Annotated in this window: 26 protein-coding genes; all 26 read right to left on the bottom strand. The window is 53.5% G+C overall.

All coding sequences use genetic code 11. The features are described from left to right. The coding region (locus IDH45_RS12470) for a hypothetical protein (protein WP_223836605.1) at positions 1-515 on the bottom strand (515 nt) is incomplete at its 3' end. Between the two features lie 173 nt (positions 516-688). Beyond that, positions 689-1,021, bottom strand: coding sequence for a YlxQ family RNA-binding protein (locus IDH45_RS12465; RefSeq protein WP_190927994.1), 333 nt, complete (start codon positions 1,019-1,021; stop codon positions 689-691). Continuing rightward, on the bottom strand, positions 1,005-1,328 hold the full coding sequence (gene rnpM / locus IDH45_RS12460) for an RNase P modulator RnpM (RefSeq protein ID WP_397327048.1): 324 nt from the start codon (positions 1,326-1,328) through the stop codon (positions 1,005-1,007). The genes IDH45_RS12465 and rnpM overlap by 17 nt, the downstream gene beginning before the upstream one ends. A gap of 68 nt (positions 1,329-1,396) precedes the next feature. Further along, entirely contained in the window at positions 1,397-2,494 is a 1,098-nt protein-coding gene (nusA, locus tag IDH45_RS12455; RefSeq protein WP_190927990.1) for a transcription termination factor NusA, read from the bottom strand. Positions 2,495-2,527: 33 nt separating this feature from the next. After that, positions 2,528-2,986 (bottom strand): ribosome maturation factor RimP, encoded by a 459-nt coding sequence (gene rimP, locus IDH45_RS12450; protein WP_190927988.1) that lies wholly within the window; start codon positions 2,984-2,986, stop codon positions 2,528-2,530. 410 nt (positions 2,987-3,396) lie between these two features. Continuing rightward, complete coding sequence (locus tag IDH45_RS12445) at positions 3,397-7,707, bottom strand: PolC-type DNA polymerase III (protein ID WP_190927986.1); 4,311 nt, start codon at positions 7,705-7,707, stop codon at positions 3,397-3,399. 187 nt (positions 7,708-7,894) lie between these two features. Then, positions 7,895-9,343, bottom strand: coding sequence for a proline--tRNA ligase (gene proS / locus IDH45_RS12440; RefSeq protein ID WP_190927984.1), 1,449 nt, complete (start codon positions 9,341-9,343; stop codon positions 7,895-7,897). Between the two features lie 310 nt (positions 9,344-9,653). Continuing rightward, positions 9,654-10,913 (bottom strand): RIP metalloprotease RseP, encoded by a 1,260-nt coding sequence (rseP, locus tag IDH45_RS12435; RefSeq protein WP_397327047.1) that lies wholly within the window; start codon positions 10,911-10,913, stop codon positions 9,654-9,656. Between the two features lie 145 nt (positions 10,914-11,058). Then, entirely contained in the window at positions 11,059-12,204 is a 1,146-nt protein-coding gene (locus IDH45_RS12430) for a 1-deoxy-D-xylulose-5-phosphate reductoisomerase (RefSeq protein ID WP_190927982.1), read from the bottom strand. A 30-nt stretch (positions 12,205-12,234) separates the two neighbouring features. Further along, on the bottom strand, positions 12,235-13,035 hold the full coding sequence (locus IDH45_RS12425; RefSeq protein ID WP_190927980.1) for a phosphatidate cytidylyltransferase: 801 nt from the start codon (positions 13,033-13,035) through the stop codon (positions 12,235-12,237). Positions 13,036-13,062: 27 nt separating this feature from the next. Beyond that, on the bottom strand, positions 13,063-13,827 hold the full coding sequence (locus IDH45_RS12420; RefSeq protein WP_190927978.1) for an isoprenyl transferase: 765 nt from the start codon (positions 13,825-13,827) through the stop codon (positions 13,063-13,065). 73 nt (positions 13,828-13,900) lie between these two features. Next, positions 13,901-14,455, bottom strand: coding sequence for a ribosome recycling factor (frr, locus tag IDH45_RS12415; RefSeq protein WP_190927976.1), 555 nt, complete (start codon positions 14,453-14,455; stop codon positions 13,901-13,903). Then, positions 14,455-15,183 carry a UMP kinase gene (gene pyrH / locus IDH45_RS12410; protein WP_190927974.1) on the bottom strand — a complete coding sequence of 243 codons (729 nt, stop codon included), beginning with the start codon at positions 15,181-15,183 and terminating at the stop codon, positions 14,455-14,457. The genes frr and pyrH overlap by 1 nt, the downstream gene beginning before the upstream one ends. Positions 15,184-15,307: 124 nt before the next feature. Next, positions 15,308-15,958, bottom strand: coding sequence for a translation elongation factor Ts (gene tsf, locus IDH45_RS12405; RefSeq protein WP_190927972.1), 651 nt, complete (start codon positions 15,956-15,958; stop codon positions 15,308-15,310). A 311-nt stretch (positions 15,959-16,269) separates the two neighbouring features. After that, complete coding sequence (gene rpsB, locus IDH45_RS12400; protein WP_190927970.1) at positions 16,270-16,968, bottom strand: 30S ribosomal protein S2; 699 nt, start codon at positions 16,966-16,968, stop codon at positions 16,270-16,272. 192 nt (positions 16,969-17,160) lie between these two features. After that, a complete protein-coding gene (locus tag IDH45_RS12395; protein WP_190927968.1) occupies positions 17,161-17,373 on the bottom strand; it encodes a hypothetical protein in 213 nt (70 codons plus the stop codon). 128 nt (positions 17,374-17,501) lie between these two features. Continuing rightward, the gene (locus tag IDH45_RS12390) at positions 17,502-18,008 is read right to left on the bottom strand and encodes a hypothetical protein (RefSeq protein ID WP_190927966.1); all 507 of its coding nucleotides are present in this window, start codon (positions 18,006-18,008) and stop codon (positions 17,502-17,504) included. Next, the gene (locus tag IDH45_RS12385; RefSeq protein ID WP_223836584.1) at positions 18,001-18,567 is read right to left on the bottom strand and encodes a DUF6115 domain-containing protein; all 567 of its coding nucleotides are present in this window, start codon (positions 18,565-18,567) and stop codon (positions 18,001-18,003) included. Before IDH45_RS12385 ends, IDH45_RS12390 begins: the two co-directional genes overlap by 8 nt. Positions 18,568-18,779: 212 nt before the next feature. Beyond that, positions 18,780-19,106, bottom strand: a complete 327-nt coding sequence (locus IDH45_RS12380) for a hypothetical protein (RefSeq protein ID WP_190927964.1) — start codon at positions 19,104-19,106, stop codon at positions 18,780-18,782. 74 nt (positions 19,107-19,180) lie between these two features. Further along, entirely contained in the window at positions 19,181-20,587 is a 1,407-nt protein-coding gene (locus IDH45_RS12375) for a DUF342 domain-containing protein (protein ID WP_190927962.1), read from the bottom strand. 28 nt (positions 20,588-20,615) lie between these two features. Then, on the bottom strand, positions 20,616-21,401 hold the full coding sequence (locus IDH45_RS12370; protein ID WP_190927960.1) for a FliA/WhiG family RNA polymerase sigma factor: 786 nt from the start codon (positions 21,399-21,401) through the stop codon (positions 20,616-20,618). A 16-nt stretch (positions 21,402-21,417) separates the two neighbouring features. Then, complete coding sequence (locus tag IDH45_RS12365) at positions 21,418-21,843, bottom strand: hypothetical protein (RefSeq protein WP_190927958.1); 426 nt, start codon at positions 21,841-21,843, stop codon at positions 21,418-21,420. A 2-nt stretch (positions 21,844-21,845) separates the two neighbouring features. Next, positions 21,846-22,337, bottom strand: a complete 492-nt coding sequence (locus tag IDH45_RS12360; RefSeq protein WP_190927956.1) for a chemotaxis protein CheD — start codon at positions 22,335-22,337, stop codon at positions 21,846-21,848. Beyond that, positions 22,334-22,954, bottom strand: coding sequence for a chemotaxis protein CheC (locus IDH45_RS12355; protein ID WP_190927954.1), 621 nt, complete (start codon positions 22,952-22,954; stop codon positions 22,334-22,336). Before IDH45_RS12355 ends, IDH45_RS12360 begins: the two co-directional genes overlap by 4 nt. Before the next feature lie 7 nt (positions 22,955-22,961). Then, positions 22,962-23,423, bottom strand: a complete 462-nt coding sequence (locus IDH45_RS12350; RefSeq protein WP_190927952.1) for a chemotaxis protein CheW — start codon at positions 23,421-23,423, stop codon at positions 22,962-22,964. A 15-nt stretch (positions 23,424-23,438) separates the two neighbouring features. Continuing rightward, complete coding sequence (locus IDH45_RS12345; protein WP_190927950.1) at positions 23,439-25,496, bottom strand: chemotaxis protein CheA; 2,058 nt, start codon at positions 25,494-25,496, stop codon at positions 23,439-23,441. Positions 25,497-25,587 lie beyond the last annotated feature (91 nt).

The raw sequence follows: 25,587 nt of genomic DNA, 5'->3' as shown, positions 1-25,587 counted from the left end.
TTGCGGACGGTCGCCGTATGGACGGCCTCCGCCTTGGCCGCCTTGACCTTGCGGACGGTCGCCGTATGGACGGCCTCCGCCTTGGCCGCCCTGACCTTGCGGACGGTCGCCGTATGGACGGCCTCCGCCTTGGCCGCCTTGACCTTGCGGACGGTCGCCGTATGGACGGCCTCCGCCTTGGCCGCCTTGACCTTGCGGACGGTCGCCGTATGGACGGCCTCCACCTTGGCCGCCTTGACCTTGCGGACGGTCGCCGTATGGACGGCCTCCGCCTTGCGGTCTGCCTCCGCCCTGATTCGGACGGTTATTGTCGTAACGACGCTCGCCTTGTGGACGGTCGCTGCGCTCCGGACGATCTCCGCCCTGCGGACGGTCGCTGCGCTCTGGGCGGTCCCCGCCTTGCGGACGGTCGCCCCCTCTATTTTCCTGAGATCTTTGGGCAGGTTTGGCATCTTGTGCCGGAGCTGCCGTGTTCGATACGCTTCCCTCGCCGGCAGCACGTTTGGCTGCGGCATTCGCTTTTACGTCGCGAAAAAATTTCTCCACTTTGTCCACTGAATCGTTCTCCATCACACTCATATGGTTATTCACAGGCACATTCAACCTTCTTAATATCGTAATAATTTCTTTACTGCTCATATTTAATGACTTCGCGTATTCATAGACGCGCAATTTATCTTTGTCTTGATTAGTCAATAGGTTTCACCTCCGGGTTATTTACGAGACACGGCTCGATCAGCCGGGCAAATCCTGCATCTACTACCGCTACAAGCACGCGCGCCTCTTTCCCGATCGCGGCGCCGAGCTCATACCGGTCGAAACATTCTGCCAGCGTAACGCCATAATGCTGACATTTGTCCTGAAACTTTTTGCGGGTATTGTCCGATGCGTCTTCCGCCATCACGACCAGGCGAGCCTGTCCCGAGCGTACCGCTTTCAGGACGCCTTCTTCACCGATGGCGAGTTTCCCCGCCCGCATCGCGAGCCCCAAGTAAGATAACGCCTTATTCGGACTGTTCATCTGGTTTCCCACAACTAACCGATTTGAATTTGTCCTGCACGGAGGAGAAGTCTTGCTCGAGCCGCTCGTACTGCTCCGGTGTCAGGTTCACCTTGAGCGCCCGGTCGAAAGCCTTCGTTTTCCTCGCTTTTTTGAACGCTTCCGCATCCCCGCATATATAAGCGCCGCGTCCGTTTTTCTTGCCGGAAAGATCGAGCTCGACCTCCCCCTCCGGCGTGCGGACGATCCGCAGCATTTCCCGTTTGGATAACGTTTTTTGGCAGACGATACATTTACGCTGCGGTACTTTTCTTGCTTTCACGGCCATCCCCACCTTTATCCCGTTAAAAACCGTTCGACATCCGCTATCGGGGCCGCGAACCGCTTCCTAACCGGTTAGTCGATGCTGACCGAGTCTTGAGGCATTTCCACACCCGACGAACGCGGGCGTCCCAGCTCCTGCTCGGCCTGCGATTCGCTTTTGATATCGATCTTCCAGCCCGTAAGTTTGGCGGCCAGACGAGCGTTTTGCCCTTTGATGCCGATCGCAAGCGACAACTGGTAGTCCGGCACGATAACCCGCGCCATTTTCTCCGCTTCGAATACGTTCACTTCGAGCACCTTGGAAGGACTGAGCGCGTTGGCGACGTACTCCTCCACATTTTCCGACCAACGGACGATATCGATTTTCTCGCCGCGGAGCTCGTTTACGATCGTTTGCACGCGCGTACCTTTCGGACCTACGCAGGAACCGACCGGATCGACCTCGTCGTTGCGGGAATGGACCGCAATCTTGGAACGAAAGCCCGCTTCTCTGGCGACGGAACGGATCTCCACGACACCTTCGTAAATTTCCGGAACCTCGAGCTCGAACAGCCGCTTCAGCAGACCGGGGTGTGTGCGGGACAGCATAATTTGCGGTCCTTTTGTCGTGTTCTCCACCTTCGTTATAAACGCTTTGATCCGGTCCTGGTGCTTGAACTTCTCGCCCTGCATCAACTCGCTGAGCGGCAGCACGGCTTCCACCTTGCCGAGGTCCAAATAAATGTTCCGCAAATCTTGACGCTGTACCGTGCCGGTTACAATATCTTCCTCCCGATCGATAAACGCGTCGTAAATAAGTCCCCGCTCTGCTTCGCGGATACGCTGGGTCACAACCTGCTTCGCCGTCTGGGCGGCAATCCGTCCGAAATCGCGCGGAGTGACTTCAATCTCCACGATATCGCCCAGCTGGAAGTTCGGATTAATCTCTCTAGCCGCAGACTGCGATATTTCAAGCCGGAGGTCGAGCACTTCCTCAACGACGGTTTTACGGGCATACACTTTAATTAGTCCAGTATGACGGTTGATGTCAACCCTCACGTTTTGTGCTGTATTGAAGTTGCGTTTATAGCTGGAAATGAGAGCCGCTTCGATCGCATCGATCAAAACGTCCTTCGAAATCCCTTTCTCCCGCTCAATATCCGACAACGCTTCGATAAATTCCATGTTCATGTTTGGTGGATTCCTCCTTTCAAGGGTAAGCCGCTAGAACAAAATCGCAAGACGGGCGCTTGCGACTTTGCCGACCGGAATTTCCGTTTTTTTGTTCGCCGCAAGTACGACAAGCTGGTTCTCGTCGTAGCTCAGCAGCGTCCCTTCGAATTCCTTGGCGCCGTCGACCGGCTCGTACGTCGTTATAAAGACGTGCTTGCCTACCGCCCGGACGAAATCCTGCGGTTTTTTTAGCGGTCTTTCCGCTCCGGGAGACGATACTTCGAGAAAATAGGCGGTTGGAATCGGATCTTTCTCATCCAGCCGCTCACTTAAAAACTCGCTGATGCGGCCGCAATCGTCAATGTCGATGCCGCCCTCTTTATCTACAAATACGCGAAGGAACCAGTTGCTTCCCTCCTTCACATACTCGATATCCACCAACTCGAACCCTTCACGCTCCAAAAAGGGCGCCAGCATTTGCTCCACGGCCGTTTTGATGTGCTGCGCCATGGTCGACCTCCTTCGCTACTTTCGCCGGATAGCTCCGATATGTGCGATAAAACGTAAAGAGTGGGTTTCCCCACTCTCCAGTCGCGTCAATCTATCCGTACTCATTATTGCCAAAAATGATTATACCATAACAGTTGTTTCCTTTCAACCTGAAAACAAGCGGTTTCCTAGCTCAAACGCGGCCGTCCCAGCGGAATAAATCAATATAAAAGGTTGTTCAAAAAGCCCACTTTTGATCACGAAGCAGATACAGGAAGCCTGCCCGACATCGAATATGGAATTCAGCCGGAACTTCCGGTGCTCACGTAGCTCCCACTACGCTCCGCTCCTCATTTCCTTGCTTCATCCCATCTTCTCGGTGCTGATAACCGGACTTATTGAACTCGCACTATAAAGAAGGTTCCGAGCCGTTAAAACAAGGACAGCTGGTTGGACTCCGGCAAGCCGCGGAAACAGCCCATTCCGCCTAGTATTTCGATGATCGTTTTGGTCGCTTTGGACTTCGTCTGGAAGTCTTCGATCGACAGGAACGGCCCTTCTTCCCGGGAGGCCGCAATATTGCGGGCCGCGTTTTCCCCCACTCCCTGAATGGAAGAGAAGGGAGGGATAAGAGCTTTTTCGTCGATTATAAATCTTGTCGCGTCGGACCGGTACAGATCGATGCTTTTGAACGAAAATCCGCGGGCCGTCATTTCCAGCGCCATCTCCAGCACCGAGATCATCGCTTTCTCTTTAGGGAGCGCCTGGAACCCTTTCTCTTCGATCTCGATCAGCTTCGCCTTGATCGCGTCGTAGCCTTGGCAGCACAGCTCGACGTCGAAATCTTCGGAAGCGCGCACCGAGAAATAGGTGGCGTAATACGCAATCGGGTGATACAGCTTGAAATAGGCGGTACGTACGGCCGATATAACGTAAGCGGCGGCATGCGCCTTCGGAAACATGTATTCGATCTTCAGACACGAGTCGATATACCATTTTGGCACGTTATGTTTTTTCATTTCTTCGATCCACTCGTCCGTCAGCCCCCGGCCCTTACGCACGCTTTCCGTGATCTTAAACGCCAGACCCGCATCCAGTCCCGCTTTATAGATCAAATACAGCATGATATCGTCCCGGCAGCCGATAACGGTCTTAATGTTGCACGTATTGTTCCGGATCAGCTCCTGGGCGTTCCCGAGCCACACTCCCGTACCGTGAGACAGTCCGGAAATTTGCAGCAGGTCGGCAAATGTGGACGGCTGCGTTTCCTGAAGCATCTGACGGACGAACTTCGTCCCCATCTCCGGCACCCCGTAAGTGGCGACCGACGACCGGATTTGTTCGGGCGTTACTCCCAGCGCCTCGGTTGAGTTAAACAAGCTCATTACTTTCGGATCGTTCATCGGAATCGCCGTCGGGTCGACCCCGGTCAAGTCCTGCAGCATCCGCATCATCGTCGGATCGTCGTGTCCGAGTATATCGAGCTTGAGCAAGTTTTCCTCAAACGCGTGATAATCGAAATGGGTCGTTTTCCAATCGGCCTTCGTGTCGTCGGCCGGGTATTGGACCGGCGTAACGTCCTCGACTTCGATGTAATCGGGCACGACAACGATTCCGCCGGGATGCTGTCCCGTACTGCGCTTTACGCCGGTACAGCCTTGAGCCAGACGCAGCACCTCGGCCGTCCGCCATTTCTTGCCCTGGTCTTCCTCGTATTTCTTGACATAACCGAATGCGGTCTTTTCCGCAACCGTACCGATCGTTCCGGCACGAAACACACTTTTATCGCCGAACATCACCTTCGTGAAATTATGCGCCTCAGGCTGGTATTCCCCGGAGAAGTTCAGATCGATATCGGGAACCTTATCGCCCTTAAAGCCGAGGAACGTCTCGAACGGAATATCCTGGCCTTCGCCCTTCAGCTTCGCTCCGCACTCCGGACAATCTTTGTCCGGCAGATCGAAACCGCTCGGTATGCTGCCGTCGAGAATCCATTCGCTGTGCTTGCACGAAGGACACATATAGTGCGGCGGCAGCGGATTAACCTCCGAGATCCCGAGAAACGTAGCGACTACCGACGAGCCTACGGAACCCCGGGAACCGACCAGGTACCCGTCGGCGTTCGACTTTTTGACGAGGCGGGCGGAGATCAGATAGTTGGCCGAGAAACCATAATTGATAATCGGCACGAGCTCTTTCTCCAGACGCTTGACGACTACTTCGGGAACGGGATCGCCGTACAGATCTTTGGCCGTATTGTAGCAGGTTGTACGGATTACGTCCTCCGCTCCTTCAATAATCGGCGTAAACAGCTTTTTCGGGAACAGATCGTACTCCTCGATCAGATCCGCGAATAAGTTCGTATTCGTGACCACCGCTTCGTACGCTTTCTCTTGGCCCAAATGTGCGAATTCGTCGAGCATTTCCTTTGTCGTGCGGAAATGAACGTCCGGCTTTTTCATATCCTTGAGCGGACTAAACCCGGTGATGCCGTGAATCGTAATGTCCCGGTGTATTTTCTCTCTGGGGCGCAAATAGTGCACGTTGCCCGTAGCGATCAGCCACTTGCCCTGCTTCTCCGCAATTTGCGCGACGCGCCGGTTCGCCTCCTCCAGCTCCAGTCTGCTGCCGACGAGCCCTTTGTCCACCAGATGCATATTCACGCCGATCGGCTGCACTTCCAGCACGTCGTAGAACTCTGCAACCTGCTCCGCTTCCTCCATCGACTTGTTAAGCACCGCTTCGAAAAACTCGCCTTTCTCGCAGCCGGATGAAATCAGAAGCCCTTCCCGGAGCTCGATCAGCTTGCTGCGGGGAATACACGGCACCCGGTTGAAATATTCGGTGTGCGACATCGAAATCAGCTTGTACAAGTTCTTTTTTCCATCCGCATTTTTGGCATAAATGCAGCAGTGGAACGGACGGGTGTTGGACAAATTCTTCCCGACCTCGTCATTCAACTGAGTGAGCTGCAGTTTGCCACGATCGGCCGCCTCTTTCAGCATATGGAACAACACTTGGCCGAGCGCCGCAGAGTCGTCCACCGCCCTGTGGTGATTGTCCAGGCTGACCTTGAACTTGTCAGACAACGTATTAAGTCTGTGGTTTTTGAGCGAAGGATACAGCAAGCGGGCGAATTCCAACGTATCCAGAACGGGGTTCGGCAAAATCGGCAGTTGCTGCCTTTTACACGATTCCTGAATAAAGCCCATATCGAATTTGGCATTATGCGCCACAAGCACTGCATCGCCGACAAACTCGATAAATTTCGGGAGCACATCCTCCAGTTCGGGTGCGCCAACAACCATTTCGTCCGTTATCTGGGTCAATTGGGTGATGTGATAAGGGATTTTTTCGTGCGGATTAACGAAGGTTTCGAACTTGTCGATCACTTTGCCGTCCTGCATCTTAACGCCGGCCAGCTCGATGATCTTGTTGTTGATAACCGACAGACCGGTCGTCTCGATATCGAATACGACGTACGTCGCTTCGGCAAGCGATAGATCGGCCGCATTCATCACAACCGGCACCGCATCGTTAACGACGTTCGCTTCGAGTCCGTAAATCATTTTGATTCCGTGCTTTTTCGCGGCTTTGTTCGCTTCCGGATACGCCTGCACGTTGCCGTGGTCGGTTAGCGCGATTGCTTTGTGCCCCCACTTTGCAGCGGTTTTGATATATTGGTCGATCGGGGTTACGGCATCCATCGTACTGAGCGTCGAATGCAGATGAAGCTCCACCCGTTTCTCGGGCGCGTCGTCCTTCCGTTCCGGGGGCGCCACGACCTCGGTCAGATCGCTTGGAATCATAACCAGCTCCGGAGTCATCATGAACCGGTCGTACTCCACTTTACCGCGCACACGAATCCATTTGCCGTTTTGAAGCAGGTTTAATATTTTCAAATCTTCCTTGTTGCGGGCAAACGCCTTCAGCATGAGAGAATCGGAAAAATCGGTAAGCTTGAACTCGAACAGCGTGTTCCCGTTTCTCAGTTCCTTTTTGTCCAGTCCAAAAATGAGCCCCTGCACCGTTACTTTTTTCTCTTCCTCAAGCACGTCCTTCAGAGGCACCGGCGGATCTTTGATCTCATAACCGATCATCAGCTTCAGATCGCCTTCCGGAACTTCCGGCAGCTCCGGCTCCGTGTCCACGGACGTCATAATTTCTTGAATAACCGTCCGCTCTTCCTCGACGACCCGCTGCGCAAACTTTTCAAACACTTCGTTGCTGGTCTCGCTTAGCGCCAGTCTGACGTTATAGCGGCGGCCGAAATTTTCCTCGAAAAACCGCTGCACCCAGCCGTCGACGCTTCTTTTGCGGGCCATCTCGAGTCCGATCGCATCAAGCATCCGCAGCGTAATGACGCCTCCGTTCACCTCATAAGACGCTTTGCTCATCCAACCGTTGACCGAGGCCGCTTCCCGCTGCACCCAATCGATGAACAGCCCCCAATAATGCTCGAGCAGCTGCTCGTCGGCCACCTCTGCGGAATAGTGGAAGATCATGCGGATTTTGGCGATATGCGCATATTTATCCCGCACCATTTTATAAAATGAACGGTAAATATCTACCGGAACAACTTTGTTTTTGGCGATGATAAACGTCCATTCCCGGTTGCTCCGGCTGCATTCCACCCTCTCGATATGACCGTCCGTAAAATACGCTTCGACGACGTTGGCCGGCACGGCCGACTGCTCCAGCAGCAGCTCAAACCGCTTCCTTTTGTCCGCCGCGTTGCTCATCCGGTTCCCTCCCAAACTAGCTAGTGATGTCGCATTGGCAGATTGATAGATTCTTAGGCAGGGGGATTCCTTCCTGCCGGTTCATGGACACTCGTCGTTCCTCATGCCGGGACAAAAAATGACCCCAAAAAGCGGATGTAAGCCGGAAGCTCATCCATGTCCCTTCTTGGGGTCATCGCCGAACCGATCAATACGATTTGCCGTAAACGACCGTATGTTCCGCTTTGGAACCGCACACGATACAGGCGGACTTGTGTTCCTTCGGTTCAAACGGCATATTGCGGCTCGTCGCCCCGGTTTCTTCCTTGACTTGACGTTCGCATACGTCCGAACCGCACCAGCCGGCGAGAACGAACCCGCGCTGCGCCTCCAGGAAGCTTCTCATCTCATCCAGCGTGTCGAGCGATTTGAAGTTGCTTTCCATTAACGCCTTGGCGTTGTCATACATCGCCTGATGAACTTCTTCCAGCAGCTTCTGCACTTCGTCTACGATCGCATCGAGCTTCACCGGACGTTTCTCCCCGGTTACGCGGGAGACGAGAACCGCTTGTCCGTTCTCCATATCTCTCGGTCCGAATTCAATGCGGATCGGTACTCCACGCATTTCGTATTCGTTGAATTTCCAGCCCGGGCTTTGATCCGGGTTATCGTCCAGCTTCACGCGGATACCGGCCCGTTTAAGCTCGTAAAACATCTCTTCGGCGCGCGGCACGACCTGATCGCGCGTCTTCGGAGGGCCGATCGGGATGACGACAGCTTGCGTAGGAGCGACCTTGGGCGGAAGCACCAGTCCCCGGTCGTCCCCGTGCACCATAATCAGCGCGCCGATCAGACGTGTACTGACGCCCCAGGACGTCGTATGTACATATTGCTGCTCGTTGCTCCGGTCCAAATATTTGATATCGAACGCCTGTGCGAAGTTGGTTCCCAAGTAGTGCGAAGTTCCTGCCTGAACCGCTTTGCCGTCCTTCATCATCGCTTCGATCGAATACGTGTCGACAGCGCCGGCGAACTTCTCCGAAGGCGTCTTTTGTCCGACGATGACCGGAATCGCCAGGAAATTTTCCGCGAATTCGCGGTATACTTCCAGCATCCGCATCGTTTCTTCGCGGGCGTCCTTCTCGTCCTCGTGGGCCGTGTGGCCTTCCTGCCACAAAAATTCCGTCGTCCGCAAAAAGGGCAGCGTCCGCTTTTCCCAGCGCACTACATTGGCCCATTGGTTGATCAGTACCGGCAGGTCGCGATACGAGTTGATCCAGTTCGAGTACATATGGCCGATCATCGTCTCCGAGGTCGGACGGATCGCAAGCCGCTCTTCAAGCTTCTCTCCCCCCGCTTCCGTCACCCAGGGCAGTTCGGGATTGAAGCCTTCCACGTGTTCTTTCTCTTTCTGAAAGAAGCTCTCCGGAATGAACAGCGGGAAGTAAGCGTTGCGGTGGCCGGTTTCTTTGAACTTGCGGTCCAGCTCGCGCTGTATATGTTCCCAAATCTCGTAACCGTCGGGACGAAGAACGACGCAACCGCGAACCGGCGAATAACTCATCAGTTCCGCTTTGCTGATCGTGTCGAGATACCAGCGGGAGAAATCTTCGGCTTGAGGCGTAATTTCTTTAACAAATTGTTTTTCTTTGGACATGAGCGACTGGGCCTCCTGAGGGCTTTTTTGTAAAAAAAGCCTGCTTCGTAAGGATAAACTGAGCTTTTTGAAGAAAAGCTGGCGTCTTAAAGATAATCGGAGCTTTTCGTAAAAAAGCTGCGTCGTGAAGACGATGGAAAGTGACTCTATTACGCCATTTTAGCATATCTCGGCTTGATCGTCATAAAAAGCTTCGTGAGACCAAAGATAGCAATAAATGGTCTTCCAGTTTGCCGCTAAACGTAAGGTAGTGCCCGCATTGCCGGAAACCGGCAACAGGACACAATCGCTTGTGTCCTGCCGGATGGCCTCAGCCTTTGATCAAGCGCAAAATGTCGTTGTACGTAACGGCAATCATGAGCAGCATCATCATCGCAAAGCCAACGAAATGGACCATGCTCTCCCGGTTCGGATCGACCGGCTTTCCCCGGACTGCTTCGAGGCCGAGAAAAACAAGTCGGCTGCCGTCCAGTGCAGGGAACGGCAATAAATTGAATATCCCCAAATACAAGCTAAAGACCGCACACCAGAACGTATACTGCGGAAGGCCCGCTCTTGCATGCTCCCCGGTAACTTCAACAATCCGGACAGGACCTCCGAGATCGTCGAGCTTAAACTGTCCCGTGACTAGCATCTTAAATCCGATCATGATTTGCTTTGTTGCCTCGACCATATTGTTCCAGCCGCCCGACAACGCCTCTCCGATCGTCGGATTTCGCGAATCTGCGGTCATGCGTATACCGACTGCCACGGTATTCCCTCTTAATTCCGGGGTTACTTGAAGTTGCTTTTCAGCACCGCCCCGTATTACTGTCCAATCCATCTTTTTGTTCGCCGAATCTCGGATGAGGCCCATTAACTCGGTCCGTTCAGGGCTGATCTGCTGCCCATTTACTCGGGCAATGATATCACCCGCCATCAAGCCCCCTTTTAATGCAGGGGAATCGGGCTCGACGCTCTCAATTTTGACGTTAGTCGGCATCCCCGCCAAAAACAAGACAGTCATGAACAAAACGAATGCCAAAATGAAGTTCATGAGCGGTCCCGCGAATATCGACAACGCCCGCTGTCCGACCGTCTTGCTCCCGAACTGCCGGTCCCAAGGCGCGATTTGCGCTTCTTTCCCTTTTGTGATCATAAACGCGGCGGGATGTACCGCATAGGTTAGCTTCTCCCCGTCTACATCCAGCTTCACGCTGAGCTGATGCTCCAGGTCGATCTGCTCTACCGTTCCTTGCACCACACCCGTCCTCTGATCCAGCTGATCGAGGTAAATCCGGCTTACGCGTCCTTGCTCGAGGCCGACGGCGATCGTCTGGCCCGGCTGAATCTGGACAATCTCCGGATCTTCGCCCGCCATCCGTACGAAACCGCCGATCGGAAGCAAACGAAGCGTGTAGCGAGTCTCCCCGCGCGTGAATGAAAACAGCTTAGGACCGAAACCAATAGCGAATTCGCGCACGAGAATACCGGCCCGTTTCGCGAAGTAATAATGTCCCCATTCATGGATCGTCACAAGTACGAAAAACATAAGCACAATCTGAAATATGACCTGAGGTGACAACAGCATCTTCCTCCCGCGGCGCTTATCCCGTAAAGCTCGGGCTGCGATCGTATCGCAGTTTCTTGTTTCAGCCTGTACTAAGATTAACATTATTCTTTACTATAATACAAGCTAGCCGCAAGGATCAGAACCTGAAGTCGGAGGTCTTTCCCTACACCCGTATTTCACCGGCAGCCAGGCGGGCCCAGCTGTCCGCTTCGTCGATTTCTTCCAGAGCCGGAAGCCGGACCGGCTGATGGCGCCCGATCACCGATTCGATCACTTCCTCAATGCCGAGGAACGTGATTTCACCCGCCAGAAACCGGGCTACGGCGACCTCGTTCGCCGCATTAAAGACCGTCGTCATCGTTCCACCCGTTTTTCCGCATTCAAAAGCCATGCGCAGGCAAGGAAAACGATCGAAATTCATCGTACGGAAATGCAGCTTGCCAAGCTCCGTCAAATCGAGAGACTGAACGGGAGAGACGTACCGGTCCGGATATGTAAGCGCATACTGGATCGGAACCCGCATATCGGGAAGTCCCATCTGAGCGATGATGCTGCGATCCTCGTATTCGACGAACGAATGGATGATGCTTTCCGGATGGATAAGCACCTCGATCTGGTCGTACGCAAGCCCGAACAGCCAGTGCGCTTCGATAACCTCCAGCCCTTTATTGACCATCGTAGCCGAATCGATCGTTATTTTCGCTCCCATCGACCAGTTCGGATGGGCAAGCGCTTCCTGCACCGTAACGTTTGCGAGCTGCTCCCGCGTACGGTCACGGAAGGAACCGCCCGAAGCCGTCAGAACGATCTTCCGGACCGACTTCACCGATTCGCCGTTTAAGCATTGAAAAATCGCGGAATGCTCGCTGTCTACCGGCAATATTTGCACGCTTCTGCGTTTCGCCGCAGCCGAGACGAGATGCCCTCCGCTCACCAGCGTTTCTTTGTTGGCGAGACCGATCTGTTTCCCGGCTTCGATTGCGGCTAGCGTCGGCTTTAATCCCTGGCTTCCGACAATCGCCGTGACGACTATATCCGCATCGTTATGCGCAGCCGCCTCGATCAGCCCCTGCTCCCCGTACACAACGGCCGTTCCGGCTGGAAGGCGGGGGGCTACCGCATCTGCAAGCTCCTTCGAGGAAACGGATACCAGTTTAGGCCGGAATCGGTTCGCTTGCTCGACCAGCAGATCTCCGTTCTGCCCCGCTGCGAGCGCTTCGACTTGAAACTGCTCGGGATAGCGGGATATGACGTCCAGTGTTTGCGTGCCGATCGATCCGGTGCTGCCCAGCAAAGAGATTCGTTTCATACTTCTATGGCACCTCCGTTAAATGGCCGGTTACTGCGGGATAAGAGACAGCAGGTGGACGAACGGGAAGACGATCAGCCAGCTGTCGCAGCGGTCTAGCACGCCTCCGTGCCCCGGCAGGATAGCGCCGGTATCTTTAATATTGCGGATTCGTTTATAGGCGGACTGGATCAGATCGCCCATCTGACCGACGACCGCGATCGCGAGCCCGAGACCGATGGCGCTTCCCCAAAACAACAGAGCAGGAGCATATAAAGAAAAGCAGAGCGCGGCAATAATTGAGACGACGATTCCTCCCAAAGCTCCCTCCACCGTTTTTTTGGGGCTGATGGTAGGCCACAAGGGACGCTTCCCAAAAGCGCGCCCTGTGAAATAAGCACCCGTGTCGGACGCCACCACGCATACGAACAGAAGCAACGTCCAGTAAAGGCCGTTCGTGCCCAGAAGCGTCGCAATCATGTAATGAAAGCCTGTACCGATATACAAAGCGCCAAGCAGCACGAGCGCGATCTGGTCGATCGTCACTTTGTTTTTGGATATAACCGTCACCGCGAACATGAGAAATAGAGCCAGCCACGCCGTCGATTCATAGGAGAGTGCCTTCCACTCGGCAAATTGCTCCTGCTCCCAAGGAAACGCGATATACAGCGTAGTTATGTATCCGAGCAACGTAATTAAGCGTATTTGCGGCTGACCGTTCATACGCGTATATTCGAAATAAGCGACAGCTGCGAGCAGCAAAATCAAGGCGGTATAATAAAAACCGCCTAGAACGAGAAATAGTAAAAACCCGGCACCTGCGACGACGCCGGTAATAATTCGTTGTTTCAAACCGATTTCCTCCGTCCGAAAAACGTGCTACAGGCCTCCGTACCGCCTAGCCCGGCGCTGGTATTCGCCGATCGCCTGCATCAGATGCCGCTCGGTGAACTCCGGCCAATAAATGTCGGTAAACCAAAGCTCGGAATAGGCCATCTGCCATAACATGAAGTTGCTGATCCGAATTTCTCCGCTCGTCCGGATGATCAGGTCGGGATCAGGCAAATTGCCTGTAAGCAGCTTGCTGGAGAGAATCGATTCGGATATGTCCTCTTCGTTCAGATCTCCCCGCTTCACTTGCTCGGCGATTTCACGGACGGCATTTACGATTTCGTGGCGGCTTCCATAATTGAGCGCAAAATTAAGGATAAGGCCGTTGTTGCCTTGCGTTCGTTCGATCGCCGTTTCCACCGCTTCCAGCGTGTGGCCGGGAAGCCCTTCCTTCCATCCGGTCAGTCGGACCTGAACGTTTTTCTCGACCAGTTCATCGAGTTCAAGCGCCAAAAATTCCTGAGGCAGCTTCATCAAAAAGTCGACTTCTTCGCGGGGACGTTTCCAGTTTTCCGTGGAAAAGGCGTACAGTGTCAACACTTTAACTCCCAGTTCGTCCGCCGCGACCGTAGTCCGTTTTACGGCTTTCATGCCCGCATGATGCCCGGCGATGCGGGGCAAGCCCCGTTTTTTGGCCCATCTGCCGTTTCCGTCCATAATAATCGCGATATGACCCGGAATATTGTCCGGCTGCAATTGCCCGATATTGTTTACGCTCCGGTCGGATTGCGCCTTTTTGAAAAGATGGAACATAGTACCCACACACCCCTGTTCGAAGCGAACACAAAAATCCCCCTTCGATACCGGGGGGCCTTGATCCCTGCTGTTACACTTCCATAATCTCTTTCTCTTTGGCCGCCAGCACTTTATCCGTTTCAGCAATGAACTTGTCTGTGGATTTTTGAATATCGTCCTGATGACGGCGGGATTCGTCCTCGGAAATCGTCGTTTTCTCGAGTTTTTTAATCTCATCGTTAGCGTCGCGCCGAATATTGCGGATCGCCACTTTCGCTTCTTCGCCATATTTCTTCGTCATTTTGACGAGTTCCCCGCGGCGTTCTTCCGTAAGCGGTGGAATGCTTAGACGAATCGCACTGCCGTCGTTGGAAGGAGTAAGACCCAGCTCCGACTTTAAGATCGCCTTCTCGATCGCGCCCATGGAAGACTTGTCCCACGGCTGAATCATAAGCGTGCGGGAATCGGGCGTATTAATGTTCGCAAGCTGATTGACCGGCGTCATCGAACCGTAATATTCGACTTGGATGCGATCCAGCAGAGCCGGGGTGGCGCGTCCTGCGCGCAGAGCAGCCAGTTCTCTTTTGAGCGCTCCAATCGCTTTCTCCATACGTTCTTCCGCATTTTTCTTAATGGACTGCGGCATCAATGTGCACTCCCTTTCACAATCGTTCCGATTTTCTCGCCCAATACGGCCCGTTTAATATTTCCGCGTTCGGTGATGGAAAATACGAGCAAAGGAATATTATTATCCATACAGAGCGACGATGCTGTTGAATCCATTACACCCAAGTTTTTGTTGAGCATCTCCATATAAGTGAGGGTTTCGAATTTCTCGGCATTCGAATCTTTGAACGGATCTGCGCTGTAGACGCCATCCACTTTATTTTTGGCCATAAGGATAACTTCCGCTTCGATCTCAGCCGCACGGAGCGCTGCAGTCGTATCCGTCGAGAAGTAAGGATTGCCGGTTCCCGCTGCAAAGATAACGACGCGGCCTTTCTCGAGATGGCGAATCGCTCTGCGGCGAATGTATGGCTCCGCTACTTGCTGCATCGTGATCGACGTTTGAACACGGGTCGGAACTTCGATTTGCTCCAGGGCGTCTTGCAGCGCCAGCGAGTTCATCACCGTTGCCAGCATCCCCATGTAGTCCGCAGTAGCCCGATCGATTCCTTTGGCACTGCCGGCGATGCCTCTCCAGATATTGCCCCCACCGACGACGATAGCCACTTCCACGTTCAATTCGTGTATATCTTTCACCTGAGCAGCGATTTCTGAAATCATGGCGGAGTCGATTCCGTATCCTTGTTGACCAGCGAGCGCTTCCCCGCTAAGCTTCAACACCACTCGTTTGTACTTCGGTCGTTCCAATATGGTCTCCTCCTATGCCGGTTCCGTTAAAAAAGAAGGAACACGCTGTATCTGTGTTCCTTTTGTCGGGCAGTTATGGGACAACCAATACCGAATCTCTGGTATTGGTTGTCCGGACGCTACCTTATTGTTTGACTTGAGCCATAACTTCTTCCACGAAGTTGTCTTGCTTTTTCTCCATACCTTCGCCGAGCTCATAACGAACGAAACGGCGGATCGCGATTTTCTCGCCGATCGTAGCCACTTTTTCATTCAGCAGCATGCTGACCGTTTTGTCCTGATCCTTAATGTATGGCTGCTCGAGCAAGCAGTATTCTTCGTAATATTTCGAAAGACGGCCTTCTACCATTTTGTCGACGATATGAGCCGGCTTGCCTTCGTTCAGAGCCTGGTTTCTCAAAATTTCGCGCTCTTTGTCCAGCGCCTCTTGCGGAACTTCCTCACGACCTACGTACAGCGGGCTTGTAGCTGCGATTTGCATCGCGATGCTGCGGACGAATTCGCGGAACGAATCCGTATTGGCAACGAAGTCGGTTTCGCAGTTGACTTCGACAAGCACGCCGATCCGGCCGCCTGCATGAATATAAGATTCCACGAGACCTTCGGTTGCGATGCGGTCGCCTTTTTTAGCTGCTGCGGACAACCCTTTCTCACGAAGGAGCTCGGCTGCTTTTGTCAGATCTCCATTTGCTTCTTCCAAAGCTTTTTTGCAATCGAGCATACCTGCTCCGGTTTTTTCGCGCAATTCTTTAACTGCTTGTGCCGATACTGCCATTTCCGTCGTACCTCCCTTAAATTACCCCGTTCTGCCCGGAGTTGTAAACGATCGAATATTTCTCTTTAAAAGGTTGTTCAAAAAGTCCACTTTTGATCACGATGCTGACCAGGAAGCCTGTTCGACATCGAATATGGAATTCAGCCGGAACTTCCGGTGCTCACGTAGCTTTCACTACGCTCCGCTCCTCATTTCCTTGCTTCATCCCATCTTCTCGGTGCTGAAAACCGGACTTTTTGAACTCGCACTTTAAAAAAAGGGCGGCGAGAGGTTATATAACCTTCTAACCACCCTTTCGTTGTACCGATCAATTAAGCTGTCGTTTGCTCGCCTTGATGAGCTTCGATAACGGCGTCGGCCATTTTGCCTGTCAGCAGCTTCACGGCGCGGATCGCGTCGTCGTTGCCCGGAATGACGTAGTCGATTTCGTCCGGATCGCAGTTCGTGTCAACAATACCGACGATCGGAATACCCAATTTGCGTGCTTCAGCAACTGCAATGCGCTCTTTACGCGGGTCGATAACGAACAGCGCGCTTGGCAATTGCTTCATATGTTTGATGCCGCCGAGGAATTTCTCCAGGCGTTCCATTTCTTTGCGGAGAATGATAACTTCTTTTTTAGGAAGCAGATCGAACGTTCCGTCGCTTTCCATACGATCCAGCTCATGCAGACGGTTAACCCGTTTTTGGATCGTGGAGAAGTTCGTCAGAGTGCCGCCGAGCCAACGCTGGTTGATGTAGTACATGCCGCTGCGCTCTGCTTCTTCTTTAACGGAATCTTGAGCTTGCTTCTTCGTTCCTACGAACAGGATCGTGCCGCCTTCTTCAGCGACCGATTTTACGAAGTTGTACGCTTCTTCCACTTTTTTGACCGTTTTTTGCAGGTCGATAATGTAAATGCCGTTTCTTTCGGTGAAGATGTAACGATCCATTTTCGGGTTCCAGCGACGGGTTTGATGACCGAAGTGTACCCCAGCTTCCAGAAGCTGTTTCATGGAGATTACTGCCATCTTCACACACCTCCTCTAAATTGGTTTTGGGTTTCCTCCGCCAGTCGCATCTTTCTTTGAGACTCATCTCCCGGACAGGAGCGTGAGCACCTTCAAAGAAATTGAATGGCGTGCGTGGTTTAACACCGTCAATTACTATACCATATCCGAAATAGGGTTTGCAACCGAATCCGCTAGCTTTCGACAAAGCGGCTAAAACCTGCCCGTTCTGGGGCGGCCGTCGTCCGACTCGGCAATCTGGACACGCTCCACATTGCGCAAATGAATCAAGTCCCCTTGCTTGCCGAACCACCCGTCGCGGTTATGCGTAATGCTCATCGATACTTGCGAAAAAGTATCAGCCTGAACTTCCATCTGGTGGCTTCCTCCGCCGATAAAATAAAAATGAACGGTATACACAGCCATCGTACATCCTCCTCCCGACTTCACCTTCCTACCCTAGCGGTTCGACGCGAGCTGCGGATTTCCTGCTTCAGCCCGCTCCCGGATCGTACGGCGAATAGACCGGATTCGCTTGCAAGGCGAAAAACGGTCTATGGATTCGCTATCGTTATCCTTGAAATAATATCGTCCACCGAGGCGCCGCCCTCAAACGAGTACGACCCTGCACGTATGCGCGTCGTTAACTTTTTGTCCCGCAAAGCGGTGACAAAGCCGTTCGAATCCGCGATCAGATTCGCTTTGAGCAGCATATCGGCCACATGATATGCGTTCATCTGCTCCGTAATGTACACCGAGCTTACCGTTTTCGGCGGAACCTGCTGCGGAACCGGCTGTGCGGCGAGCTTCGAGCGTTCTTCCTCGGACGCCTTCTGACGGATCGCTTCGATGTCTTTGTCGGAGTACGTCTTCTGGTCTTTAGGAACAACCTTGTAGTTCAGCTTGTCCGCCTCGGCCTGAAGCTGATCGACAGCGACGGGGCCCCCTTGCCGGATCGTGCGGTTTTCCATCTCGTCCACCTTGAACATCAGCTGCAGCATAACCGCTCCGGCGATGAGGCCGATCCCTAGGCCGTACACGAAACCTTTATTTTTAAACACGGCTCTGATCCTCCTGCTTCGCGAGCTGGATGATCAGCATAACCTCGCCTTTGTTCATTTCCAGCTTCTTGGCGATATATTCGGTCGATTTGCCCTGCTCGTATAACCGGAAAACGTCGGGATACCGATCGCGGATACTTGCGGGCACCGGTTCCGGCTGAACGGCCGGTTCCTCGGCCTGCTGCGCCAAAGGAGCGGCAACCGTAAGGGCGTCCAGGACAGGAGCTTCTGCGCCGGCGGCAGCCGGGACTGGTTCTTTCCGCATTCGCTGGTCCAGCAGGATGCTTAATTGCTCGTTAACCGCTTTATTTTGCTGTTCGAGCGCTTCGATCCGGCCGAGCAAAGTCGCGGTATGGGCTTCGTGCTCTTGTTTCATCCCGGAGACGAGCCCGAGAAGCTGCTTATTCTCCTCTTCCAGCTCTGCGGAGAAAAGCTCCATCGTGTCTTCGATTTCTTTCATTACATTCGTCTGCTTTGCCGCGGGCTCTTTCTTCGGAACAAGCTTCGCATAGACGATGAGGACCAATCCGAGCAACACGATATACAACCAGGGATCCATGCTGCTTGTTCACCTTCTTCTGACCAATTATAAGAGGTTGTTCATACAAGTCCACTTTTGATCACGAAGCCGATCAGGAAGCCTGCTCGACATCGAATATGGAATTCAGCCGGAACTTCCGGTGCTCACGTAGGTCCCACTACGCTCCGCTCCTCATTTCCTAGCTTCATCCCATCTTCTCGGTGCTGAAAACCGGACTTTTTGAACTCGCATTATAAAGAAAAATCAATATGATGTCCCTTGTACGGATGACCGCTCCCAGGGGAGCTTCCGGCCTGATTATTCTTGCCTGTATTGGACTTGGCGCCTGAACGGTCCCTTCTTCCCTTCGAGCCTCTCTGCTGGTCGTCTCGGATTTGCGGCTCCGCTGCCTCGTCCACTTTGGCGCTTTGCTGAAGCTGACGTTCCTTTTGTTCCGTCGATTTGGCAGCCAGCGCCGCCTGATCATACATCGGCTTTTGCGACAACTGGTTTTGCACGCTGGCCGCTTCGCTTGTGCGCGGTATCGCGATTTGCATCTCAACTGATCTAAGGCTCATGCTTTCCCCTCCAGTGCGGAGTATTGGCTTTCTGTGGGCCGTGGACGCCTTCAGTTCAGGCTGTACGGGAGAAGTTACCCGTTAGGCAGCATCGATATATCGCCTTCGGAGTACATGAAATGGACTCTGGGCGTAGCGTCCTTAACAAAGCGGGTGTATCGGCCGATTACGATTTTCGTCCCGCCGTATACCATGGAGATCACTTCCACCTTGGCGCGTTCCGTGTCTTCGAGCGTTTTTTCAATTTCGAGAATGCGCTCGCGGTAAGCGATTTGTTCGTCAGCCGCTTGTTTCTTCGTATGGGACAGCTTGATCCGCATAGCCAACTTCTCAGGCGTCAGCGATCCGGCGGCGGCAAGCTGGTCAAGCAGCGTTAATGCCTTGTCCGTCTTATCCAGACCGTCCTGCACATTTCGAAGCTGCTGACGCAGCGTAGAGAGCTCGTTGCGCAGCTCCGGCAACACGCCGACTTCTATCGCCGTCGGTGTGGACATGGAGTTGCCGATCGTTCGGGCAACCACCTTCTCCCCCGCCTGGATCGTCCCGCCTACGATCAGTCCTTTCGGGCCGGTACAATATACGTGCTGCCCTGCCCGGACTTGGGAGTGCAGGATGCTTTGCGAGACGTGAACGTTGCCTCCAGCCTCGATAACTGCGTCCTGAATAAACGAGCTCTTTAGATTGACGCCTGCGCGAATAACCGCTTTATTATGACCCAGAACACCGGCGCTGATCTCAATCGAGCCGAGGGCTTCCACTTCGGCCCCTTCAACGCCGCCAGTAATGCGGATGTCGCCGGCCGCCTTCACTTTGAAGCCCGACAGGACGTTGCCCCGAATGACGACGGTTCCCAGAAAATCGATATTCCCGATCCGGTAATCGACGTCCCCGTTCACTTCAAATACGGGAAACACGTTGATTTTGTCGTGATCGGTCTTGACGACCATCCCATCTATTGCGGCATAAAGCGCTTTCTGCTCGCCGTCGGCTACGACATTTTTGCCGATTTTGAACCGGCTTTCTTTGCCCGCCTGGCCCGGAATCGGCTCGCCCGTCACCGTCTTGCCGGGGGTTCCTTCCTTGGGAGGAACCCGCTCGGCGATCAGTTGCCCTTTGCGGACGTTCGACAGCCGGGTCACTTCCTTATAATCGACGGTTCCATCCTCTAGCTCCGCCGGTTTTGTCGCTGCTGCATCCATTTCATACAGGCTTCGCACGTATCCGTCAATTCCGGCTCCCGGAAGTTCGCCGGTGGCTATTACGGTTTTGGTCTGAAAGAACGGCTTCGGATCTTGGATGAGTCGATTGACGATATCTGGCTGAATTCCGCTACGCACGTCATTCTTATGAAGAAAAGCAATTATGTCGTTAACCGTATAAAGAAAAGAACCCGGAAGCGAAACGACTTGGATGGAGGCTGACATTTTGTCCTCGGCTAGGCTCACAGTTAATAAGTGGTCCAAAGACTTTTCGGTGGACAATGTGATTCCTCCTTGGTTTTACTTCCCGCTATTGCTGGAGCAATTGATTTTTCCATCTTCCCAGCGATCCTCTCAGCCTCAGCACCGCTTTGGAATGAAGCTGGGAGATGCGCGACGGAGATAACGACATCACTTCCGCAATCTCGCTCAACGAAAGCTCCTCGTAATAAAACAGCGAAACGACGGTGCGCTCCTTCTCCGTCAGCTTATCGATCGCTTTCGCAAGTGACTCCTTCAGAAAAAATTCGTTGACTTTGTATTCGGGGTTTTTCGCCTTTTCATCGACCATCAGCGATAACCGGGTTTCTGAATCTTCTTCCTTAATCGGGTCGTCGAACGAGCATACCGTCGTAATCGAGATTTCCTGGAGCATCTGCTGAAACTCCTTCTCGCTGACTTCCAAATAAGCGCTGATCTCTGCATCGGTCACAGAGCGCAAGTAGTGCTGTTCGAGCTTCTGATAGGCATCCTCGATTTTTTTGGCCTTTTCCCGGACGGACCGCGGGACCCAATCTCCCTGCCTCAGCCCGTCGATGATCGCGCCGCGAATGCGCCAAGACGCGTACGTCTCGAACTGCAATCCGCGTTCGTAGTCAAACTTCTCGATCGCGTCGATCAATCCCATTATACCATAGCTCGATAAATCGTCCCTAGAGACGGTTTTGGGCAATCCGATGAGGAGGCGGCCGACCACATAATCCACGAGCGGCAAATAATGCTCGATCAGCGCCTGCTTCGCCGAAAGCAAACCGTCACTTTTCCATTGTTTCCATACGCCGATATTGGACAAGGGGGATTGCTTCAGTGCAATCATTCCGCACGCACTCCTCTTACTTTTCTGTCAAATGCCTTACGGCTTGCGCCAGCTCCTGAGCTTCCGTCTCCTGCACCGTGGCCAGTTTCTTGGGCTGAAGCGGCACAAAAGGTTCCGAATCGGAGCGGTTTAACTGTTCCTTCAACATTTCGTTTAATTGGTCCTGATCGTCCGGAGTCGCCGTATCCACCGTCTGGCCGACGGGTTCGTCCGGAAGCTGCGATTCCATAGGCTGCCCGGAATCCGAAACGGGCTGCGGCTTCAACCCGATGAGCGTTCCCAGTATCCAGCGCAGCGCGAAGGCTGCAACGAATATAATGAAGAAACTGTAAACGCTGCTCATCAGCGTCCGCCAAAAAAAGTTGTATTCGATTGAAAGGATAAACGTCAGCGCAAAACCGAGCGTTCCTAAAACCAGGTTCCATCGATACGATCCGATCATAGCTACAGTTCCTTTACTCCTTGTTGTACGGTGCGCAGGACGAGAACTCCGGTGTCCGTATGAAACTCGATCGTCCGGCCGAAGTTGCCTCCCGTATCCTCCGCCAGTACCGGTATGGAAAACAGTTTGAGTTGTTCCTTGCAGGATTCGACATTGCGCGGCCCGATCCGCATCGTGTCGTTGGACGTGCTAAACGCGAACATCTGAGCGCCGCCGGCCATCTTCGCGACGAGCCGCGAGTTGACCGCACCGAGATTGAGCATTCTTTTCACCATCTCGGGGATTGCCGTGTCGGCGTATTTGGCGATATTAAGACTGCCTTCCTTGGCAATATCCGAGGAAGGCAGCATGACGTGGGCCATACCGGCCACCTTCGCCTTCGGATCGTAAATCGTTACGCCTACGCAGGACCCGAGCCCGGTCGTTTTGAGAACGCCCGTTCCGGTCGTTACATTTAAATCAGCCATTCCCACCTTTATGAGCAGTTCGGTCATTCCACGGGTACTCCCAACGCTGTAAAAATTTTGTGGAACGACTCGGGATCGGGCACGAGGAAAAATCGTCCTTCTACGGCGTCGCTGCCGTCAAAAAACTTCGTATCGATAAACAAAGCCTTGTCCCCCATCTCCCCGTACTGCATAAGACCGTAGCTGATTACGGCACCCAGCATGTCGATCGCAAGCGAGGGGACGGAGGGCGACATGTTCAGCTTCGTGAAGTCCGCGAGCGAAGACAAGTACGATCCCGCCAAAATATTGCCGATTTCGTTCAAGGCAGACAGTTCCATCTCCGAATACTGCTCTTCGTCCTCCACTTCGATTCCCGCCAAGTTTTGAAGCAGCAGCTTGGCTGACGATTGGGTCAGTATGAAGAACATATTGCCCGGAGCTTCGCCGGTAACCCGCAGGAAGATGGCGAGCACGATCTGCTCCGACCCGCCAAGCGCTTCGATAATATCTTCGAAAGGAAGCATGTTGACTTGGGGCACCTGCATGTCGACAGGTTTATCGAGCAGCTTGGACAACGCCGTCGCAGCGTTGCCCGCACCAATATTTCCGATTTCTTTAAGAACGTCAAGTTGATAGTCTGCGATGCTGCCAAATTCTGTCATAGGTCGTTTAGTCTCCAAGCTGTTCCAGCTGTACAATCTCCGCTTTATTCAGCACTTCCTCCAAATTAAGCAGCACTAGCAGCCGGTCGTCCTTCAGCTTGGCAAGCCCGTGCAAATATTTGGCCCGGATTCCGCCGACGATCTCCGGAGGCTGTTCGATTGCATCGCTGTCCACATCGACAACGTCGTTCGCCGTATCGACAATCATCCCGACTTCCAGGTCTTTGACGGCTACGATAATAATCCGCGAGTTGTCAGTGTAATCGGCCTCCGGCAAATTGAAACGGCCGCGCAGATCGATAACAGGAACGACGACCCCGCGCAGATTGATAACTCCTTTGACAAATGCCGGCGTTTTCGGCACGCGCGTCAACGGCTGCATCCGTTCGATCGTTTTGACCTTATCCACTTCGACGCCGTACTGCTCATGAGCAAGCGAGAATACGATAACTTTTAACTCTTCTCCCATGATAGGTGCCTCCTTTTATTTGATTAACGCGTTCGGATCGATAATAAGCGCGACTTGCCCGTCGCCCAGTATCGTCGCTCCGGATACGGCGAAAAGATTCGTCAAATATTTGCCTAACGATTTGAGCACGATTTCCTGCTGACCGATAAATTCGTCCACCATGAGTGCGGCCAGCTTGTCCCCTTTGCGGATTACGACGATCTCCGTCTCCGTCTCATCGTCTTCCGAGTAACTCGTAACTTCAAACAACTTGCTGATAGAGAGCAGCGGAATAAACCCTCCGCGAAAATCCATCATTTTGTTGCCGTGTACGCTGCGGATGTCCTCTTTTTGAATGACGGCCGTCTCTACGATGGAGGAAAGCGGAATCGCATATTTCTCGTCCCCAAGACGAATCAGCATCGCCGAAATGATCGACAGCGTCAAAGGAAGCTGTACCGAAAACTTCGTGCCCGCGCCAGGCTTGGAATCAATCTGTACGTGGCCGCCGAGCGACTCGATTTTCGTCTTGACGACGTCCAGCCCGACGCCCCGGCCGGATACGTCCGATATTTTGTCCGCCGTACTGAATCCGGCGGCGAATAAGAGCCGGTACACTTCTTCGTCCGTTAACGTCTTGGCCTGCTCCGGCGTGACGATTCCCCTTTTCAGCGCGGTAGCGAGCACCTTGTCGCGGTTAATGCCTTTGCCGTCTTCTTCAATCTCGATAAAGACGTGGTTGCCGCTGTGGAACGCACGCAAGTTGACCGTACCCGTCTCCGGTTTGCCGGCGGCGATTCTCTCCGGTACCGTCTCCACGCCATGATCAACGGCGTTGCGCAGCAGATGGACGAGCGGATCGCCGATCTCGTCGATGACCGTGCGATCAAGCTCGGTCTCCGCTCCGGTAATGATCAGATCGACCTTCTTGTCGAGCGATTTGGCCAGATCCCGCACCATCCGGGGGAACCTGTTAAATACGTTGTCGACCGGCACCATCCGCAGCTTCAGCACGATATTTTGCAGATCGCTGCTGACCCGGGCCATATGCTCCACTGTCTCGGTCAAATCGCTTCTGTGAATCTCGCTGGCCAACTGCTCCAGCCGGACCCGGTCGATCAGCAGCTCGCTGAACAGGTTCATCAGGACATCGAGCCGCTCGATATCGACGCGGATTGTCCGCGAGGCAACTGCTCCGCCGCCGCTAGGGGCGGCCTTCGGCGCCGATGCTTCCGGCTTCGCCGCTACCGCCGTCGCTGCAGTTTGCTGCGAGGCTTCGGCGATTTGCGATGCCGCCGCTGCAGACGCCTGAGCCTGCGACTGCTGCATTTTCAGCTTCAGGCTGTTCTCATCCAGCTTCTCCGCAATAACGGACTGGATCTCGCTGATGTTGCCGACCTGCTTCTCCAACTCTTCCTTGCTGAGCTGGGATAAGTAGTAGACGGTGAACGAGTTGTCGAACTTCTCCTTCTCGATGTCTTCCACGGATGGAGTCGATTTGACGATTTCTCCGTTTTGCTCCAGCAAATTAAATACCATATAAGAGCGTGCCGCTTTTAAAACGCAAGTTTCTTCAATCGATACTTGTATGTAATAGACCTGATGTCCGGATTCCAGCGATTGCAGAAGGATCGAATATTGGAACTCGTCCAGCTCGGCTTCAGCCGGCGCGCTTGCCGCCGGGCTCCCGCCGCTTGAGCCGCTTCTTTCGTAATCGCCGGACACGATCGATTTCAGCGTAGCGACGATCGCGCTGACGTCGGCCTGCCCCGTTCCGCCATTAATGATGTCTTCCACCATCGCTTCCAGCGAGTCCAAACTTTTAAATATCGCGTCGAAAATAAACGGGTTCATCGCCAGCTTGTGGTTGCGGACGAGGTCGAGCACGTTCTCCATCTCGTGCGTGAGCGAAGCGAGATCCTCGAATCCCATCGTCGCGGACATCCCCTTCAGCGTATGCGCCGAACGGAAAATACTTTGCACGATGCCGATATCCTCCGGGTTAGCTTCCAGCTTCAGCATATTTTCGTTCATCGCCTGCAAGTGCTCACGGGATTCATCGATAAACATGCTCAAGTATTGATTCATTTCCATTCGTCGTACACCCCCTGTTAACGGTATAGTGTTGCAGCACCCGGTTTGGTGCTGTGCGTTGAAAATGAGTTCCCGCGGCCAGCAGGCCTCT

This window comes from Paenibacillus oceani (genome assembly GCF_014705615.1).
Classification (GTDB): Bacteria; Bacillota; Bacilli; order Paenibacillales; family NBRC-103111; genus Paenibacillus_AB; species Paenibacillus_AB oceani.
The sequence above is the reverse complement of the archived record's forward strand: the minus strand, read 5'-3'. Positions and strand labels throughout refer to the sequence as shown.

Excerpts from the sequence above, each read along its gene's own strand:
- IDH45_RS12465 (WP_190927994.1), bottom strand. The coding sequence starts at position 1,021 with ATGAACAGTCCGAATAAGGCGTTATCTTACTTGGGGCTCGCGATGCGG.
- rnpM (WP_397327048.1), bottom strand. The coding sequence starts at position 1,328 with ATGGCCGTGAAAGCAAGAAAAGTACCGCAGCGTAAATGTATCGTCTGC.
- nusA (WP_190927990.1), bottom strand. The coding sequence starts at position 2,494 with ATGAACATGGAATTTATCGAAGCGTTGTCGGATATTGAGCGGGAGAAA.
- rimP (WP_190927988.1), bottom strand. The coding sequence starts at position 2,986 with ATGGCGCAGCACATCAAAACGGCCGTGGAGCAAATGCTGGCGCCCTTT.
- IDH45_RS12445 (WP_190927986.1), bottom strand. The coding sequence starts at position 7,707 with ATGAGCAACGCGGCGGACAAAAGGAAGCGGTTTGAGCTGCTGCTGGAG.
- proS (WP_190927984.1), bottom strand. The coding sequence starts at position 9,343 with ATGTCCAAAGAAAAACAATTTGTTAAAGAAATTACGCCTCAAGCCGAA.
- rseP (WP_397327047.1), bottom strand. The coding sequence starts at position 10,913 with ATGCTGTTGTCACCTCAGGTCATATTTCAGATTGTGCTTATGTTTTTC.
- IDH45_RS12430 (WP_190927982.1), bottom strand. The coding sequence starts at position 12,204 with ATGAAACGAATCTCTTTGCTGGGCAGCACCGGATCGATCGGCACGCAA.
- IDH45_RS12420 (WP_190927978.1), bottom strand. The coding sequence starts at position 13,827 with ATGTTCCATCTTTTCAAAAAGGCGCAATCCGACCGGAGCGTAAACAAT.
- frr (WP_190927976.1), bottom strand. The coding sequence starts at position 14,455 with ATGCCGCAGTCCATTAAGAAAAATGCGGAAGAACGTATGGAGAAAGCG.
- tsf (WP_190927972.1), bottom strand. The coding sequence starts at position 15,958 with ATGGCAGTATCGGCACAAGCAGTTAAAGAATTGCGCGAAAAAACCGGA.
- rpsB (WP_190927970.1), bottom strand. The coding sequence starts at position 16,968 with ATGGCAGTAATCTCCATGAAACAGCTTCTGGAAGCTGGGGTACACTTC.
- IDH45_RS12395 (WP_190927968.1), bottom strand. The coding sequence starts at position 17,373 with ATGGCTGTGTATACCGTTCATTTTTATTTTATCGGCGGAGGAAGCCAC.
- IDH45_RS12385 (WP_223836584.1), bottom strand. The coding sequence starts at position 18,567 with ATGGATCCCTGGTTGTATATCGTGTTGCTCGGATTGGTCCTCATCGTC.
- IDH45_RS12380 (WP_190927964.1), bottom strand. The coding sequence starts at position 19,106 with ATGAGCCTTAGATCAGTTGAGATGCAAATCGCGATACCGCGCACAAGC.
- IDH45_RS12370 (WP_190927960.1), bottom strand. The coding sequence starts at position 21,401 with ATGATTGCACTGAAGCAATCCCCCTTGTCCAATATCGGCGTATGGAAA.
- IDH45_RS12365 (WP_190927958.1), bottom strand. The coding sequence starts at position 21,843 with ATGATCGGATCGTATCGATGGAACCTGGTTTTAGGAACGCTCGGTTTT.
- IDH45_RS12360 (WP_190927956.1), bottom strand. The coding sequence starts at position 22,337 with ATGACCGAACTGCTCATAAAGGTGGGAATGGCTGATTTAAATGTAACG.
- IDH45_RS12355 (WP_190927954.1), bottom strand. The coding sequence starts at position 22,954 with ATGACAGAATTTGGCAGCATCGCAGACTATCAACTTGACGTTCTTAAA.
- IDH45_RS12350 (WP_190927952.1), bottom strand. The coding sequence starts at position 23,423 with ATGGGAGAAGAGTTAAAAGTTATCGTATTCTCGCTTGCTCATGAGCAG.
- IDH45_RS12345 (WP_190927950.1), bottom strand. The coding sequence starts at position 25,496 with ATGGAAATGAATCAATACTTGAGCATGTTTATCGATGAATCCCGTGAG.